Raw genomic sequence first — 16446 nt, forward strand, 5'->3', positions numbered from 1 at the left:
AAGCGTACAATGGATGCGGAAATTTGTCAAAAGATTCCATTCCCTTCCATTCTTACTCCATAAAATAACTCCTGTTATAGGTAACTTTGATGCACTTTCGTGTTCCAGTCTTTTGTATTGGAAGAATAATGATGACCTAACTCGAAGGGTTAGGTCACCAAAAAGGGAATTAAGATCCTGCTATAACGCCTTCACCAAACCACCATCCACGAGCATTGCTTCCCCAGTGACGTAACTGTTCGCTTGGGAGGCGAGGAATACGACTGTTTTCGCAAACTCTTCCGGTTCACCGTAACGTCCGGCGGGGATGCGTGCTTCAGATTCTTCCCGCACAGTTTCCCTGTCTTTATTTTGTTTCGATGCTTTCAACTCATCAAGGGAAGCGACACGATCAGTGGCAATTCTCCCCGGCCCTATCGTGTTGACGAAAATGTTATCGCTCGCGTATTCGGAAGCCAAACTTTTCGTCAGGCCGAGTACCCCGGCCCGGAATGTATTGGATAATACCATCCCGTCGAGGGCTTCTTTGATCGATGAAGACGTTATGTTGACAATACGACCGTTTTGCTGCTTTTTCATATAAGGAAGCACTGCTTCGGTAGCTCTAACGTAACTTAACAAGTTTAATTCATAAGCGTTTTGCCAATCCGACGCGTTGACATCGTCAAAACCGCCTGCTTTCGGTCCCCCGCTATTGTTAATTAAAATATCCACGGTGCCGTATTGATCCGCGGTTTTCTGCACGGCGGCCTTAACGTCATCTTCATTCGTTAAATCGCAGATCGCATATTGCACTTCTCCCCCGCCAATATCTTTTTTGATCTCCCCCACTGTTTGCTCCAATTGTTCCTCGTCACGGCTGGCGATAATGACGCTCGCGCCTTCACGTGCCAATTCGGTGGCAATAGCACGTCCGAGGCCTTTGCTTCCCGCCAGGACGAGCGCTGCTTTCTTTTGTAATTGTAAATCCAATGTAAATACCTCCCTATCGTTTTAAGTCTTTCACCGGATTTTCCAACCACGGAAAGCCGGTAATCCCACAGCTTATGGAATCGCCGTCTTTTAACGGAATCGCTCCGGGCGTTCCCGTGGATAGGATATCTCCCGGTTCTAATGTCATCACTTTCGAATGAAAAGAAATCAGCATTTCCGGTTTAAATGTCATATTGGCAACGACATTTTTGCGATGAAGCGAACCATTCACGTAGGTAGCCACTTCCAAATCATGTAGACTTTCAACCTCATCAGGTGTCAGCAACGCCGGGCCAAAACTAAAAAATGTATCAAAACTTTTCGATCGCGTTAAGTATCGGGCATTTTTCGCTAAAATATCTTCAGCTGTCATATCGATGACCGTCGTATAGCCGGCAACGACGGTAAGCGCATCAGCTTCGGAAACATTCTTGCAACGCTTGCCGATCACAATTCCGAGCTCTGCCTCTCCGGTCGTACGTTCCGATTGCGGAGGCAATTGGATCTCATCCCCCGGACCGATCACTGTTGTCGCCGGTTTCATGAAACTTGCAGGTTCTGTATTCGGCGCCTGTTCATGTAAATCGGCCGCGTGATCAACATAGTTCAGGCCGATTCCCCATATTTTAGGGGGAATACGGTATAAAGGGCCGAATGAAACGTCGTCTACAGCAATGGCTTCCGGAAGCGTGTCTTGTGCTTCGATCCATGTTTGCAGTTCCTGAATGCGTCCCGTTTCAATCAAATCCTGTATGGTAATGGGAAAATCTTTCTCGCCTAATCGATTTACCTTCTGAACCGGAATCACCTGATCCTTTGTTAACATACCGGCAGCTTCTTGCGTCCCTTCTCGGTAGCTGACAAGTTTCAACGATACACTTCCTTTCAATAACGGGCTGGAAGCCGATTTTTCAACACAGGAACAGCTTCCCGAAATTCATCCACTTCGGAGAGATCGATGTTAGCGACGAGTGTCTCTTCCTCATCCGGGCTCGCGAGCGCGAGTACATTTCCCCAAGGTGAAATAACGGTGGAATGGCCGGAAAAATTAGCCCCGTCGTAACTGCCGACGGATCCAGCGGCCACAACAAAACATTGATTTTCGATCGCTCTTGCCCGCAACAAGGCATCCCAATGATCGCGCCTGGCTTCCGGCCATTCGCCGAAAACGTACATCACTTTTGCCCCATTCACCGCTAATGAGCGGGCGATTTCCGGAAACCGCAAATCGTAACAAATGAACGACCCCATCGTTGTTTCTTGCAGCTGATAAGGGCTTACCTTTTCTTTCCCCGGAGCTAAATAGCGTGGTTCATCAAGCATGGGTACTAAATGGATCTTGTCGTATTCGTTAATGATCTCCCCGTCCTTGGTAATGGTCAGCGCGCGGTTCACGACCCCGTCAGCTGCATTCACGGCAATGGACCCGGCCACCAGATCGATCACGTTTTCTTTTGCCAAAGCTTTCAACATTTGCTCTGTTTGTCCGTTTTCCTCATCCGCGAGTCGGGCAATTTCAGTTAGCGCATAACCGGTCGTCCACATTTCAGGCAGTACGGCAACATCCGGTCTGTGACGCTCCGCGACGTCCTTAACCCATTGCTTCACCTTTCCCCGATTGGTGTCCGGTTCTCCGGCTTGAATATCCATTTGATAAATCGCGACTTTCACTTTATACGCCTCCTACTGAAAGACATTTAGTTTAGCAATACGATCCAGCGCTTCCTCGATTGTCTTTTCATCGTTGACGAGTCCTAATCGGACATACCCTTCGCCATATTCGCCAAAACCGCGGCCCGGCGCAACAGCGACATGTGCTTCTTCCAGAAGCTTGCTCGCGAATGCATCAGAGGTCATGCCGTTCGGGCAGGGAAACCAAGCAAAAAAAGAACCTTTTGGCGCTTCGCCCTCCCAGCCTATCTCGTGTGCCTTTTTCATCAGGACATCTCTACGGTTTTGGTACATGGCAATCAATTCATCTACATTATCTTGCGGACCTGTCAAAGCATCAGCGGCCGCTTTTTGGACAGCCCCGAAGAGACTGACGTACATATGGTCTTGAATGTTGTTGAGCATGCGAATAATCGATCGATTCCCAACCGCGAAACCGACGCGCCAACCTGCCATATTATATGTCTTCGATAAGGTGTAAATCTCGATGCCTGTTTCTTTTGCCCCCGGAACTTCCAAAAAACTTTCGTGGCGTTTGCCGTCAAAACTTAACGCGCCATAGGCAAAATCATGCACGACACAAATATCATAGTTGTTGGCAAAATCTACGGTTTCTTCAAAAAAAGCACGATTAGCTATCGCTCCTGTCGGATTGTTGGGATAATTAATAAACAATAGTTTTGCTTTTTCCTTCGCCTCTTTCGAAATTTCGTCGTACCGCGGCAAAAATTGATGCTCCGCTCGCAATGGCATCATTTCCATTTGCGCATTGGCAAGCGCGACGCCTGACCAGTAATCGGGATAGCCCGGGTCGGGAACGAGTGCAACGTCTCCTTGATCAAGCATGCACTCGCTGACTTCCACGAGTCCGCCCTTTCCGCCGAACAAGACACAAACTTCCTCGTCCGGGTCTAAGTCGACGTTATAATGATGTTTATAATAGTCGGCTGCTGCTTCTTTTAAGAAGCGAAACCCCTGGAATGGGGAATATTTATGGTAGCGCGGCTCTTCCGCCGCTTCTTGCAGGGATTCAATGATATGTTTGGGTGTCGGTTGATCCGGGCTCCCTTGCGCCAGATTAATGACATCATGCCCTTTATCTTTGAGAGCAAGAATACTTTTTTCCAGTTTCGCAAAATACTGATCTGGTAAACGTTGAATCGCTTCCGATGCTTGAAATGTTTTCATATGTGATGCCACCCTTTTTCTAGCATTTCCATCAGTCTAACATTTTTTCTTCACAACCTACTACTTTTAATTATAGCCGCTTAACTATTTTTAATTTTTCCCATGTTCGTTATACTGGAGATGCAACGAATGAAAGGAGCAATTATGATGGGACTAAAATTTCTTATTGTCGGTGCCGGCGCGGTCGGCGGATACTTCGGCGGACGTTTACTCGAAGCCGGCGAAGATGTCACGTTTCTCGTCCGCCCCAAACGCCGCAAGCAGTTGGAAAAAACCGGGCTTGTCCTAAAAAGTGTCAAAGGAGACGCAACCCTCGATCCTCCGCTTATTGAAAAGAGAGAAACGGGAATATTCGATGTTATATTACTGAGTACGAAAGCCTATCAATTGGATAACGTGCTCCCAGAGCTCACAGGCTTTATGCACAAGGAGACGGTCATCCTCCCACTGTTAAATGGCATGGAGCACTTGGAGACGCTCGATCGTTATTTTAACAAAGACGTAGTATTAGGCGGGCTTTGCTTCATTGAATCAACGCTCACAAACGAAGGCCATATCTTGCATACAAGTAGCGGCCATCGCCTTACGGTCGGGGAACGAAACGGCGAAATGAGCGAACGGGTCAAACGGATTGCCGCGAGTTTCGATAAAACGAATGCGGACGTCCGGACAAGCATACATATTTCTGAGGAGATGTGGCGAAAATACTTGTTTATTGCCACGCTCTCCGGCATCACCACCCTTTTTAACGGTCCGGTTGGTCCCATTCGCGATAGCGATGAAGGGAGAGCATTCACTCATCAGCTTATTGACGAGATCGTCACGGTCATCCGGCATACGGGTGAACCGATCGGGAATGATTTTGCGGATAAGGCATGGCGACAGGTCATGAAACTTTCCGATGAAACGAAAGCGTCGATGCAAAAAGATAAAGAAAAAGGACTGCCGGTTGAAGCCGACCATATACCGGGCTACCTGTTACGGCTTGCTGAAGTAAATGAATGCTTTACCCCTTTTTTACAAGCGATTTATGCTAATTTGAAGGTTTATGACCAATGGAGAAAGGATGACAGTCGATGACCGATCATACACGAAAGCGTCGGCATGACGTTCCGGAGGAGCAAAAATGGAATCTCGACGATCTGTTTTCGAGCGAAGAAGCATGGGAAAATGCCTATAAAAAGTTACAAAAACAAATTCCCGATATGAACGCGTATAGAGGGCGATTACACGAGGGTGCGAACGTGTTGCTCGCTTGCCTCGAGACGGAGGAAAAACTGCAAGAAAGTCTTATCCCCATTATCACTTATGCGCAGCTGCAAATGGCAACCGACGGCACCGATCCGAAAAATCAATCCCGTCAAGGGAAAGCCCGTGCCTTAAAGAGCGAATATAACCAAGCGGTTGCTTTTATTTCTTCGGAAATCATCGCTCTGTCCGAAGGAACGATCGCTCGTTTTCTTAAAGAAGCTCCTGATTTGCACAACTATGACGCACCGATTCAAAACATTTTACAAGAGCAACCGTATGCGTTCTCGAAAGAATCAGAAGAAATCCTCGCGGCACTCGGAGAAGTTCATCACGCTCCCTTAAAGATTTATGAGCAAAGTAAATCAGCCGATGTAACCTTCTCCCCTTTTCAAGATGATGCAGGGGAGGAACGCCCAGTGTCCTTCGCTCTTTACGAGGATAAATACGAATTTTCCTCTAAAACGACCATTCGCCGAAAGGCTTATGAAGCATTTATCGACGGGCTGCGCCACTACCAAAATACCTACGCGAGCACGTATGACACGGAAGTTAAAAAACAGGTGATCACCGCTCGACTACGGGGGCATGGATCCGTCACCGATATGCTTTTGCATAACCAAAACGTCCCTCAGGATATCTATCATCAACAGCTCGATACGATCTATCGGGACTTAGCCCCGCACATGCAACGCTATGCCAAGTTAAAACAACGAGTACTCGGCTTGGAGACGATGACGTTTGCGGATATAAAAGCCCCTCTCGATCCTCATTATGAACCGGAGATCAGCTACAATGATGCAGCAGAAACGATTTTGGAAGCCCTTAACGTGATGGGAAGCGAATACGTAACAATCATGGAAAAAGGCTTATATGAAGGCTGGGTGGACCGAGCAAATAATATAGGTAAACAAACCGGCGCTTTTTGTTCCAGCCCGTACGGCGCCCATCCATATATTCTACTGACGTGGACAAACATGATGCGAGGCACGTTCGTTTTGGCGCATGAACTTGGGCATGCCGGTCATTTTTATTTGGCAAATCAGCATCAACGGGTGGGGAGCGTTCGCCCGTCCACTTACATGATTGAAGCTCCGTCAACGATGAATGAAATGCTGCTGGCCCGCCATTTGCTCAACAAATCAGACGATGGGAACATGAAACGTTGGGTGATTTTGTCCTTGCTTGATACCTACTACCATAATTTCGTCACTCATTTATTGGAAGGAGCCTTTCAACGCGAGGTCTACACAGTCGCCGAAAAAGGAGAAACGCTCACGGTCCAAACGTTGAACGAATTGAAATATGAGGTACTCTCCGGTTTTTGGGGGGACGCGATGACGCTTGATGACGGCGCGGCGCTCACGTGGATGCGACAGCCGCACTACTACATGGGACTTTATCCGTACACCTATTCTGCTGGCTTGACAGCGTCGACAGCCGTTTCCGAAAAAATTGCAACCGAAGGCCAACCGGCTGTCGATCAATGGCTCTCCATGCTTAAAGCGGGAGGCACGATGGAGCCAATTGACTTGCTCCAAAAAGGCGGCGTGGATATGTCGAGCTCCGCGCCTATTAAGAAAGCGGTGCGTTATGTCGGGACGTTGATTGATGAGTTGGAAGAGAGTTTTTTATAACATAGCGATCCACGGTTAAAATCAGACATGTGGGGAATAGATATAAAAAAAGGTGGATACCAATGACAACGTATGATAAACGACAAGAAGTTCCCGAACAAGAAAAATGGGATTTGACAGACCTTTATACATCGGAAACCGATTGGCAAGAAGACGTCGATGATGTATTGGCGATGGCGAGCGACCTGCAATCGTACGATGGCAACATTAACGACGGCGCATCGCTGTTTTCTTTTTTAAAAACACAAGAAGAATTGTCTTACAAACTGCAGCATGTTTTTGCTTACACGATGTTTTTATCCGACATTGATACCCGGGACTCCCATGCACAGCAACTGAAAGCCAAAGCCTCTCAAACAGCGGTAAAAGTGAGTGAAGCAACCGCTTTTTTCATGCCTTTTTTACTAAGCCTTGATGAAACGACCTTGAAGCAATATCTTCAGGAAGAAGAGCAACTGACTTATTTTGAAGATAAGCTTTGGAAATCATTTCGCTATAAACCTTACGTCCTTTCGAAAGAAAAGGAAGAATTGCTGTCGACGTTAGGGGAATCGTTATCAGCGCCCGCGGATACGTACAATATGCTCAATAATGCGGACATTCCCTTCGGCAATGTCACCGATGAAGACGGCAACGCCGTGCAATTAACCCGCGGGATGTACGCGAAGCGGATCGAAGATGAGGACCGCGATGTCCGAGAAGAAGCTTATCGAGCCTATTACAAACCTTATGTCGTATTAAATAACACGATCGCCACCAATTTAGCGGCAGAGGTCAAAACAAATGCGACGATTGCGAAGCTTCGCGGGCATGACTCTGCACTAAGCCAATCCCTTTTCGACGATAATATTTCAACAGAGGTATACGACAATTTACTCTCGGCGGCCAAAGACAATATTCAGCCTTTACACGATTACACGGCCATCCGAAAAGAGAAGCTCGGTGTCGACGAACTCCGTCAATATGATTTAAACGTCCCGCTCGTTCCTGATATGAAAGTCAATATTTCCTATGACGACGCCTACGATACGATGTTGGAAGCGCTCGTCCCTCTCGGGGAGGAGTACACGAAGGTCCTCCGGGAGTTCAGGGATAAGCGTTATATCGATGTGCGGGAAACGGCCGGGAAAAAATCAGGCGCCTATAATATGGGGGTCTACGGGGTTCATCCTTTTGTGCTCCTCAACCATCATGACGATTTGAAAAGCCAGTTTACACTCGTCCATGAAATGGGGCACGCGATGCACAGTTATTTTTCCAACAAACACCAACCGCAGATTACAGCGAATTACCGTATTTTCGTTGCCGAGGTCGCTTCTACCGTCAATGAGGTCTTGCTCATTCAACATTTGCTCAAAGAAACTGAGGACCCGAAAATGCGCAAGTACTTGCTCAATCACTTCATTGAACAGTTCAAAGGGACGTTTTTCACCCAAGTCATGTTCGCGGATTTTGAAAAACAAACCCATGAACGGGCGGCAACGGAAGAGCCTTTGGACGCCAACAGCTTAAATGAATTATATGAATCGCTCTTTCGCACGTATCATGGCCCCACGCTCGTATTCGATGAGGAAGTCAAATATGGATGGTCGCGAATCCCCCATTTTTACCGGGCTTTTTATGTCTATCAGTACGCGACGGGATTTGTATCAGCGATTGATATAGCCACGCGTATCCTTGACGGGGACGAACAGACCCTAAATAATTACCTCCAATTTTTACGAAGCGGGAGCGAGGATTTCCCTCTCGAATTATTGAAAAAAACCGGCGTTGACTTAACAACCCCGGAGCCGATTGAAAATGCCATGAAAATGTTCCGTGAAACGGTGGAGGCGTTTAAAAGGACAGAATACTAATGCAAGGATTTAAAGCCAGAGCTAAGCTGCCGTACCTAACGGGGAGTACCATAATAAAAAGCGGGCGTCGATAAATACAACAAGGGACGATTTATATGCCTTCTCTTCTCATGATGACGAGGCATATGAACCGTCCCTATAGGTTATCTGATTGCTATTGCTTTAAAGTTCCGTTCGCTTCTGGAATGTTATCCATATCAAGGGCATTCATTTTACAGAAGTATTTTAGAAAGTTTTCAGCTGCTCTGACTTCCTCTTCACCCGTTTTCAAAGCAATAATATCTTTTAAGATTTGAGCGACCCAAACATTATCAAAATAACGATATTTACCGGAATTCCATGTCATTCGATGAGGATAGTTCTTATTGCTACAATAATTCCAGAAAAGCATTTTCTCCGTTTCTTGATCCGTGAGCTTAATTCTAAATTCCGAATGAGCCGGGAGCATTCCATCATCGCCAAGATTACCGGTAAACGTTTCATCCACCATATAAAGGCCGAGAATTTGTCTTTCTGTTTCTGGTTTGTCCGACTTTTTTGCCGTCAGAAGACTTGCGCTGTTCGGGCGCAATCGAGCTGGTCTGTTAGGCTCGCCTTTATTTTTTCCGCTTTGAACCTTGCCGGTAGACACTTTCCAATCGGTAAAAACACTTTGTTGCTCTTCTTCGTCCAACCAGAAAACAATTTGTGAGCTTTCATGAATTTTATGGTTCTTCAGTTTTTTTCTGACCTGCTGTTCAAGTGCCAGCCGTTCTTTTTCTTCTTCACGTTTCTTTTCAAGCTCTTGCTTTTCCGTCTCCCTTTTTGATATAACTTTCTTCAGAGACTGTGCAGTATCCCGGTCCTTAAGTGTTATAAACTTTCCAAAAGCATCAGGATAAACGAATTTCTTAGTATCCTCGTTAAAATTAACCGTGACGGAAGATTCGTCCTGATCCACGATATCTCCTTGCCCAAAGACTTTATGCGTTATTTCTTCGTTAATTAAATTCATTCATCTACTCTCCTTATATTATTATCATTAGGCGTTGATGGTTACTCCTTTTATTTTCTCGTCCGTTCGCCTTCCGTCCAATCATTTGACCAAATCGAACACAAAAAAGATCCTTAATTAAAAAAACGCACCCAAAATCTGTCTATAAGAAGTTGCGCACCATCATCGAATGTCCTTTCGAAATCATTATAATTCTATATTATCATATATTCGAAAATATTGCAAGTTTATCCGTTGACAATGGCAGTTCACTTATTGTAAAATATTTAGTTATATTTATATAGATGATGCAAGGGGGTGGCGATTCTACCATTCGTTTTATGTGAAAATGGCCCGTTTCCTTTTATATGGATCCTAGGCATCGACAATAAAAAAGAGCGCCTTCACCTGAAAAACGCTCCCTTCGTTGAATATGCTTTTCATTTTTTTAAAAGGGCTTACTGAACGTCGATAAGCCCCCCATTCCGTGCATATTGTATTATTTTGATAATGCGATTTTTATATGGGCGAGGTGGTGCTCTTCGTGCCAAGCTAATTTTGCTACCTTTGTTGCAACGGTTATTTTGCCGTTTTCTTGGTGAAAAAAAGCTCGATGTAATTGCTCTTCCGTTAAACTATTCCCTAAAGAGACAACGCGTTCATTTATCCCTTCGAGCATCTTAATAGAGCTTTCTACAGGAAGATTTGTATCCGGTTGAATCGCCCACCGATCTTGATCAAAATTTGGTACTGTTGGATTCTCATCTGTTAAAGCCAGCTTCAACCGTTGAACCATGTTCAACTGAGAATCTGCAATGTGATGAACCAGTTGACGAACGTTCCAGCTGCCATCACGATATGTTCTGCTCAATTCCTCATCACTTAATGAATCAACCGTTCCTCTTAATCGAACCGTATACGTTTCGATGTCTTTCAGCCATTCTTGAATATTTTCCAATGTAACTTTTTTAGGGAGCTGTAATTCCCCGATCGGATAGTTTACGTTCATTTCTAATCCCCCCTGTTCGTTATTACTCATCACTAACATAAATAATGGATGATCCTCTGATAGTTTAACATAAATACCTGATTACTTTATGGAGGGCGGTTGTATGAAGGTGAAACAATAAAGACTTTGCCTTCACGCTAATAATAGCGAAGGTCAAAGTCTTTGTAAGATTAATCGGCAACGCCGAGAGCTATTTTGGCATAACGGGACATTTTATCTTTGTCCCACGGTGGATTCCAAACGATATTCGCTTCGACTTCCCCTATTTCATTGACCTCCTGCAGGCCGGAAAGCGCGTTCTTGATTTCCGATTGAATCATGCCTGCAAGCGGGCAGCCCATGCTTGTCAGCGTCATGGTAATCACCACATTCTTGTCAGGGTCCAAGTCTACCTCGTATACTAGACCAAGATTAACAATATCTACGCCGAGTTCAGGGTCAATGACATTTTCAAGTTCTGCCCATACTCGTTCTTCCGTTTCTTGGATTTCTTGTTCATCTGCCATATTCAATCACCCCTTTTATTGATTCATTGTACGTTATTTTCGCTCGTTAGACAATCAGGAGGATCCCGAGATGAAAAAACTCCCCCGTGCTTTTTTTCAGCAACCTACATTGGAAGTCGCAAATGCGCTTATTGGAAAATATCTCGTTAAACAACAGGCAGACGAGCAGCTTATTGGCAAAATCGTTGAAGTCGAGGCATATATTGGCCCGGACGACCGCGCCGCCCACACCTATGGCGGCCGACGCACCCCGAGAAATGAAACGATGTTCGGGGAAGCGGGCCACGCGTATGTCTACCTCATCTACGGCATTCATCACTGTATGAATTGCGTCACCGTGGGACCCGATTATCCCGAAGGTGTTCTGTTACGTGCGGTAGAACCGTTAGAAGGATTTGAAACGATGGCAAAAAACCGATTCCAACGCGAATACAAATCGTTAACGAAAGCCCGGCAACGACAATTAACCAATGGTCCCGGCAAACTCGGGCAAGCATTTGGCATCACGAAGGAATGGTATAACGGGCATGACCTTCAAAGCGACACCCTTTTCATTGCGGAAGGAAGCGGAGAAGACATCATTGTTGAAACATCTCCCCGGGTTGGCATTGACGCAAGCGGTGAAGCGAAACACTACCCGTGGCGTTTTTACGAAAAAGATAATCCTTACGTCTCCAAACGTCCTAAGCCCCGTTCCGACGAATAAAGCGTTCCAAACGAAGGCATGCTTCCGTTAGGTTTTCCATATCATAAGCATACGATAAACGGACATACCCTTCTCCATAGCTGGTAAAGGCTGTCCCGGGGACGACGGCAAGTTTTTCTTCTTCCAACAAACGCTCCGCAAATGAATAGGCATCAAGTCCGGTTTTTTGAATCGAAGGAAACAAATAAAAGGCGCCTTCCGGTTTTGCAACCGGCAACCCCATTTCCTGCAAGCGTTTAAGCATGTAATCTCGCCGTTTTTCGTATTTCACCCGCATTTGTCCAGCGTCATCTTTTCCGACAGTCAATGCCGAAAGTGCGGCATGCTGAGAAATGGAACTGGGACAAGAAATGTTGTAGCTATGTACTTTCAGCATTTGTTCGGTGAGTGTAGCGGGGGCGAACGCAAATCCAATACGCCAACCCGTCATGCTATGTGATTTCGATAAACCATTAATGACCACCGTACGTTCTTTCATTCCAGGTTGAAACGCAATGGAGGAATGGGGACGGGCGTAGACAAGTTCACTGTAGATTTCATCGCTGACGACAAAAATATTTTCATCCTGCAGGACAGCGGCAATCGCTTTTAATTCCTCTTCGTTGAGCACCACCCCGGTCGGATTGGAAGGATAGGATAGGATAAGCGCGCGTGTTTTTGGCGTGATCGCTGCTTGAATGGCCTCTTTTGTCAATTTAAAATTCGTTTTACTCGTATCTATGTACGTTGGTGTCGCGCCGTTTAGCCGAATAAGCGGTTCATAGGCCGGGTACGCCGGTACAGGCAAAAGCACCTCGTCGCCGCTTGAAAGCATTGTGCGTAGCGTAATATCCAACGCCTGGCTCGCTCCCACGGTAGTAATGACTTCCCTTTTGGCGTCATAAGTTAAGCCGTATTTTTCCCGTACAAATTCCGTTGCGGCCTCCTTTAGTTCCGAAATGCCCCCGTTTGCCGTATAAGTAGTGTGATTATCATCAATCGCTTGTTTTGCGGCTTCTTTAACGTGACCGGGGGTATGAAAGTCCGGTTGCCCAAGGGTGAGTTGTACCGCTCCCTCTACCGTCGCCACTTTATCAAAAAATTGCCGAATCCCAGATCGTTGAATGCCCAATACGTTTTGATTAATGTTTGCATCCATCTGTACCATTCTTTACGCACTCCCCTTCTCCTTGTCAACATTATCACACCTACCTGAGAAAAAAAATGGAATACAACGTATCAAGGCATAGCATCTACGCTTTTTCTTCGTTACAATAAAAGAGATGGAAGAGAGGTGACGGAAAATGGCAAGACCGGACGAACGAGTATTAATGACGATTGATGGCTATCAATTTAAAAAGGCTCGCAGCCAAAACCAAGTCTTTATTACGTCCCCGCAAGGCGTGAATATCACGTTAGATGTACATGTTTTGAATGAATTTATCAGCAGGTTGGAAAAAGACGAAGCAATTGCCAAACAATTCGGGCTATAAGTCTGCCTCGAATTGTTTTTGTTTGCAAACGGAAAGAGTAGGGAAACCTTACACATATACTGTTATTCACTTGATGAAAGGGGGGTTGTAAAGGTTCTGCTTGCAGGAACCTTTACGCCGATATGGCTAAGCATTATACATATGAAACGAAACGTCCGAATATCGTCTTCGTGATTTCTGCTGTTTTGGTATTTGCGTTTGTGTTGTGGGGCGTGCTGAATTTATCATCTCTCGAGCGAGTGGCGAACACTGCGTTGGACTTTACAATTGAAAACTTCGGTTGGTTTTACATGATTGCCACCGCTTTCTTCGTTGCTTTTTCCATTTTTGTCGTCTTTAGCCCTTTTGGAAGAATTCGACTCGGTAAAGAGGATGATCGACCCGAGTATCCGTTTTATACGTGGATTGGGATGATTTTCGCTGCCGGTATCGGGGTAGGTTTTGTGTTCTGGGGCGTCGCGGAACCCGTTTTATATTATTTGGATCCACCTGAGGGGATTACACCGGAAACGGCAGCTGCCGCGGAAGCAGGACTTCGATATGGGTCCTTTCACTGGTCCTTGCACGTGTGGGCCATCTTTGGCGTTGTCGGCTTAACGCTTGCCTATGTTCAGTTTAGAAAAGATAAGCCGGCGTTAATCAGCTCTGCTTTTGCTTCTTATTTTGGGAATCAAATGGAAAGATGGCCGGGAAAAACAATTGACACGCTCGCTGTTCTTTCGACCGCGATGGGTGTGGCTACGACGTTTGGATTGAGCGCCATGCAAATGGCCGGGGGGCTTTCTTACATGACCGGCATCCCCAACAATTTTCTTACCCAATTTACGATTATTGCCATCATCACGGTTTTATTTATGATATCGGCCTCCTCCGGGGTTAACCGCGGGATTAAATATTTAAGCAATATTAATTTATTTATTGCGGCTGCTTTGCTTCTGTTTGTCATTGTTGCCGGCCCGACGATCCAAATCGCCGAGAACTTCCTGACGACGCTCGGTGGTTATATATCAAACATCGTGCCGATGAGCCTGGAACTAGCCCCGTATTCAGCGGAAGAAAGTGAGTGGCTTGGAGCTAATACGATCTTTTTCTGGGCGTGGCACATGTCCTGGGCTCCGTTTATCGGATTATTTATCGCGAGGGTATCCCGTGGTCGTACCGTGCGTGAATATATGATGGGCGTGCTGTTGCTGCCATCGTTGGTCGGTGTCATTTGGTTCGTGGCGTTTGGGAGTAATGGACTTTACCAGGAAATTGCCATGGGCACCGGCATTTCCGAATTGGTGACCGCCAATGAAGAAATCGCATTGTTTGAAGTGCTTTCAAATCTGCCCTTGGGATTGATTATGAGCATCTTAGCCTTTCTATTAATCACTATTTTCTTTATCACCTCGGCAGACTCTGCCTCTTACGTGCTTGGGGTCATGACCTCTCAAGGCGGGCTTAAACCGATGCTCTCCATCAAGATTATCTGGGGTTTTTTGATTGCCGGTACAGCGAGTGTCCTACTCTTAACGGGAGGACTTGAAGGATTACAGACCGCGGCCATTGTATCTGCTCTTCCTTTCGGCGTGATCATGGTTTCGATGGTCATCGTTGTTCTGCTTATGATGATGAAGGATCATAAAATAGAAAATAGGAAACAAAGAGAAAAACACAACGAAGAAATAAAAGAACATATCCGCGATGAAATGTATGATGAAATGCGAGATGAAGTCTATGATAAAGTAAAAGATGATGTTCATCGACAAGTACAAAAGGAAATGAATGAAGAATCAACCGACCAAGAAAAAGATGATAGCAAGCGATCCTAATTCCAAGAGGGCGTAGCACTCGTGAGTGCTACGCCCTCCATTTCATTTGTCACAGTGCAGGGGAAACCAGCGTAAAAAGCTATTAAAGCATCGAACCCAGAGGCCCATCCTCATTGAGCAAATCCATCATCGAATAGACAGAGATGGGAAAATACGGGATCCCATATGCATATGGCAACAGATCATACAAGTCAAAAAAAATAACGAGTGTTTTATCTGCCACATAAAACGGTTGGGTTGCTGCAATCCCTTCATACCCCATCGCCATACCCCTGATCATAAAGTAGGTGCTGGACTTGTTGTTGGATAGCTGAATAAAATCGCGCTCCGTCATAGGAATAAACTTTTTCGTATACGTAAACATTAATTTGAGCATAGTTGATGTGTCGAAGAATTGGAGGTCGCGTGTATGGAAAATAAAATGACATGGTTTTTTATGCTTCAACTGCTTATGGCAATTTGGATCACGGGTTGTCATGGTTATGGAGGAGATCCTGGGTCGATACACGACACCCAACATATGAATGAACAACAACCCGAGGATCAGCTGTTAGATGAACACGAGCTTGACACCATTCATTATGAAACAACACCCGAAATGTCAGGGGGGGCTGAATCAGAAGTCCGAAACCCCAATCCGGTTAGTAATGCTGAATTGCACAACGCTTTTCCCGACATAGTTACGTTGCAAGGGCCAGTGGATGAAAAAAGCGTGGCTTTAACCTTTGATGACGGCCCAGACGACTATATCACCCCTGCTGTCTTGGACAAATTGGAAGAATACGATATAGAAGCAACATTTTTTCTCGTTGGTGAACGAGTCAAAGCTCATCCCGAAGTCGTTCAACGTATCCTTGAGGAAGGGCATGTGATCGCCAACCATAGCTGGGATCACCCCGAATTTCCGAAAATTTCCGATGAAGAAGCTGAAGAACAAATGAAACGTACCGAAACAGCTATTCATGATATTACCGGAGAAGAAGTACGCTTGTTTCGCCCCCCTTATGGAGCACAAAATGAAAATCATGTTCGTATTATGGATGCATTGGGCTACTCGAACATTATATGGTCGCAGGATTCTTTGGATTGGAAGGATTTGGAGGTCGGAGAGGTAGCAGATAATATTTTAAGCGACATTACCTACGGGGCCATCATTTTACAGCATAGTGCCGGGATGGAAGGAGACGATGGTTTACTAAGGACGGTAGAGGCTCTCGATAAAGTCATTCCGGAGTTACAAGATGATAATGTAGAATTTGTTACCGTAGATGAATTACTCGATGTCAGTGCTTATCGTTGACTGCCAGGAGTCTATCCGACAAGTGAAGGAAAATTTTTAAATAAAAATGACATGAATACGCAGGAATTATCCAACAAATACGTCTACACAGGTA

Annotated in this window: 16 protein-coding genes; 7 read left to right on the forward strand and 9 right to left on the reverse strand. The window is 45.6% G+C overall.

All coding sequences use genetic code 11. The features are described 5' to 3' along the window. Positions 1-180: 180 nt before the first annotated feature. From DT065_RS02465 to DT065_RS02480, 4 genes are read right to left on the reverse strand one after another with little or no spacing between them, the layout of a single operon-like run. On the reverse strand, positions 181-972 hold the full coding sequence (locus DT065_RS02465) for an SDR family oxidoreductase (RefSeq protein WP_114370558.1): 792 nt from the start codon (positions 970-972) through the stop codon (positions 181-183). 13 nt (positions 973-985) lie between these two features. Next, the gene (locus DT065_RS02470; protein ID WP_227002706.1) at positions 986-1843 is read right to left on the reverse strand and encodes a fumarylacetoacetate hydrolase family protein; all 858 of its coding nucleotides are present in this window, start codon (positions 1841-1843) and stop codon (positions 986-988) included. Between the two features lie 14 nt (positions 1844-1857). Further along, positions 1858-2643 carry a carbon-nitrogen family hydrolase gene (locus DT065_RS02475; protein ID WP_114370560.1) on the reverse strand — a complete coding sequence of 262 codons (786 nt, stop codon included), beginning with the start codon at positions 2641-2643 and terminating at the stop codon, positions 1858-1860. Positions 2644-2655: 12 nt separating this feature from the next. Beyond that, positions 2656-3831 carry a pyridoxal phosphate-dependent aminotransferase gene (locus DT065_RS02480; RefSeq protein ID WP_114370562.1) on the reverse strand — a complete coding sequence of 392 codons (1176 nt, stop codon included), beginning with the start codon at positions 3829-3831 and terminating at the stop codon, positions 2656-2658. A gap of 129 nt (positions 3832-3960) precedes the next feature. On the opposite strand from DT065_RS02480, the gene DT065_RS02485 reads away from it, so the two are divergent. The 3 genes from DT065_RS02485 (at position 3961) to pepF (DT065_RS02495) (ending at position 8572) form a co-directional block, all read left to right on the forward strand. Beyond that, positions 3961-4911, forward strand: a complete 951-nt coding sequence (locus DT065_RS02485) for a ketopantoate reductase family protein (protein WP_227002707.1) — start codon at positions 3961-3963, stop codon at positions 4909-4911. Further along, positions 4908-6716, forward strand: coding sequence for an oligoendopeptidase F (gene pepF, locus DT065_RS02490; RefSeq protein ID WP_114370564.1), 1809 nt, complete (start codon positions 4908-4910; stop codon positions 6714-6716). The genes DT065_RS02485 and pepF (DT065_RS02490) overlap by 4 nt, the downstream gene beginning before the upstream one ends. 62 nt (positions 6717-6778) lie before the next feature. Continuing rightward, on the forward strand, positions 6779-8572 hold the full coding sequence (gene pepF, locus DT065_RS02495) for an oligoendopeptidase F (RefSeq protein ID WP_114370565.1): 1794 nt from the start codon (positions 6779-6781) through the stop codon (positions 8570-8572). 154 nt (positions 8573-8726) lie between these two features. Here pepF (DT065_RS02495) and DT065_RS02500 read toward each other — a convergent pair whose 3' ends face one another. From DT065_RS02500 to DT065_RS02510, 3 genes are all read right to left on the reverse strand, one after another. Next, entirely contained in the window at positions 8727-9566 is an 840-nt protein-coding gene (locus DT065_RS02500) for a malate synthase (RefSeq protein WP_114370567.1), read from the reverse strand. A gap of 478 nt (positions 9567-10044) precedes the next feature. Then, on the reverse strand, positions 10045-10554 hold the full coding sequence (locus DT065_RS02505; protein ID WP_114370569.1) for a YfiT family bacillithiol transferase: 510 nt from the start codon (positions 10552-10554) through the stop codon (positions 10045-10047). A gap of 170 nt (positions 10555-10724) precedes the next feature. Continuing rightward, positions 10725-11060: a metal-sulfur cluster assembly factor gene (locus tag DT065_RS02510; RefSeq protein WP_114370571.1), complete on the reverse strand. Its 336-nt coding sequence runs from the start codon at positions 11058-11060 to the stop codon at positions 10725-10727. A 70-nt stretch (positions 11061-11130) separates the two neighbouring features. Here DT065_RS02510 and DT065_RS02515 point away from each other — a divergent pair, with 70 nt between their 5' ends. Next, on the forward strand, positions 11131-11766 hold the full coding sequence (locus tag DT065_RS02515) for a DNA-3-methyladenine glycosylase (RefSeq protein WP_114370573.1): 636 nt from the start codon (positions 11131-11133) through the stop codon (positions 11764-11766). Here the strand turns inward: DT065_RS02515 and DT065_RS02520 are convergent. Continuing rightward, a complete protein-coding gene (locus DT065_RS02520; protein WP_114376016.1) occupies positions 11744-12904 on the reverse strand; it encodes an aminotransferase A in 1161 nt (386 codons plus the stop codon). The genes DT065_RS02515 and DT065_RS02520 overlap by 23 nt on opposite strands. 145 nt (positions 12905-13049) lie before the next feature. Between DT065_RS02520 and DT065_RS02525 the strand changes: the two genes are divergently transcribed. Continuing rightward, positions 13050-13238 (forward strand): hypothetical protein, encoded by a 189-nt coding sequence (locus tag DT065_RS02525; RefSeq protein ID WP_114370575.1) that lies wholly within the window; start codon positions 13050-13052, stop codon positions 13236-13238. 122 nt (positions 13239-13360) lie between these two features. Then, the gene (locus DT065_RS02530; RefSeq protein ID WP_114370577.1) at positions 13361-15052 is read left to right on the forward strand and encodes a BCCT family transporter; all 1692 of its coding nucleotides are present in this window, start codon (positions 13361-13363) and stop codon (positions 15050-15052) included. An 82-nt stretch (positions 15053-15134) separates the two neighbouring features. Here the strand turns inward: DT065_RS02530 and DT065_RS19230 are convergent, their stop codons facing one another. Continuing rightward, positions 15135-15386: an RsiV family protein gene (locus DT065_RS19230; RefSeq protein WP_227002708.1), complete on the reverse strand. Its 252-nt coding sequence runs from the start codon at positions 15384-15386 to the stop codon at positions 15135-15137. 75 nt (positions 15387-15461) lie between these two features. Between DT065_RS19230 and DT065_RS02540 the strand changes: the two genes are divergently transcribed. After that, a complete protein-coding gene (locus DT065_RS02540; RefSeq protein ID WP_114370578.1) occupies positions 15462-16352 on the forward strand; it encodes a polysaccharide deacetylase family protein in 891 nt (296 codons plus the stop codon). Positions 16353-16446 lie beyond the last annotated feature (94 nt).

The organism is Salicibibacter kimchii (genome assembly GCF_003336365.1).
GTDB classification, from domain to species: Bacteria; Bacillota; Bacilli; order Bacillales; family Marinococcaceae; genus Salicibibacter; species Salicibibacter kimchii.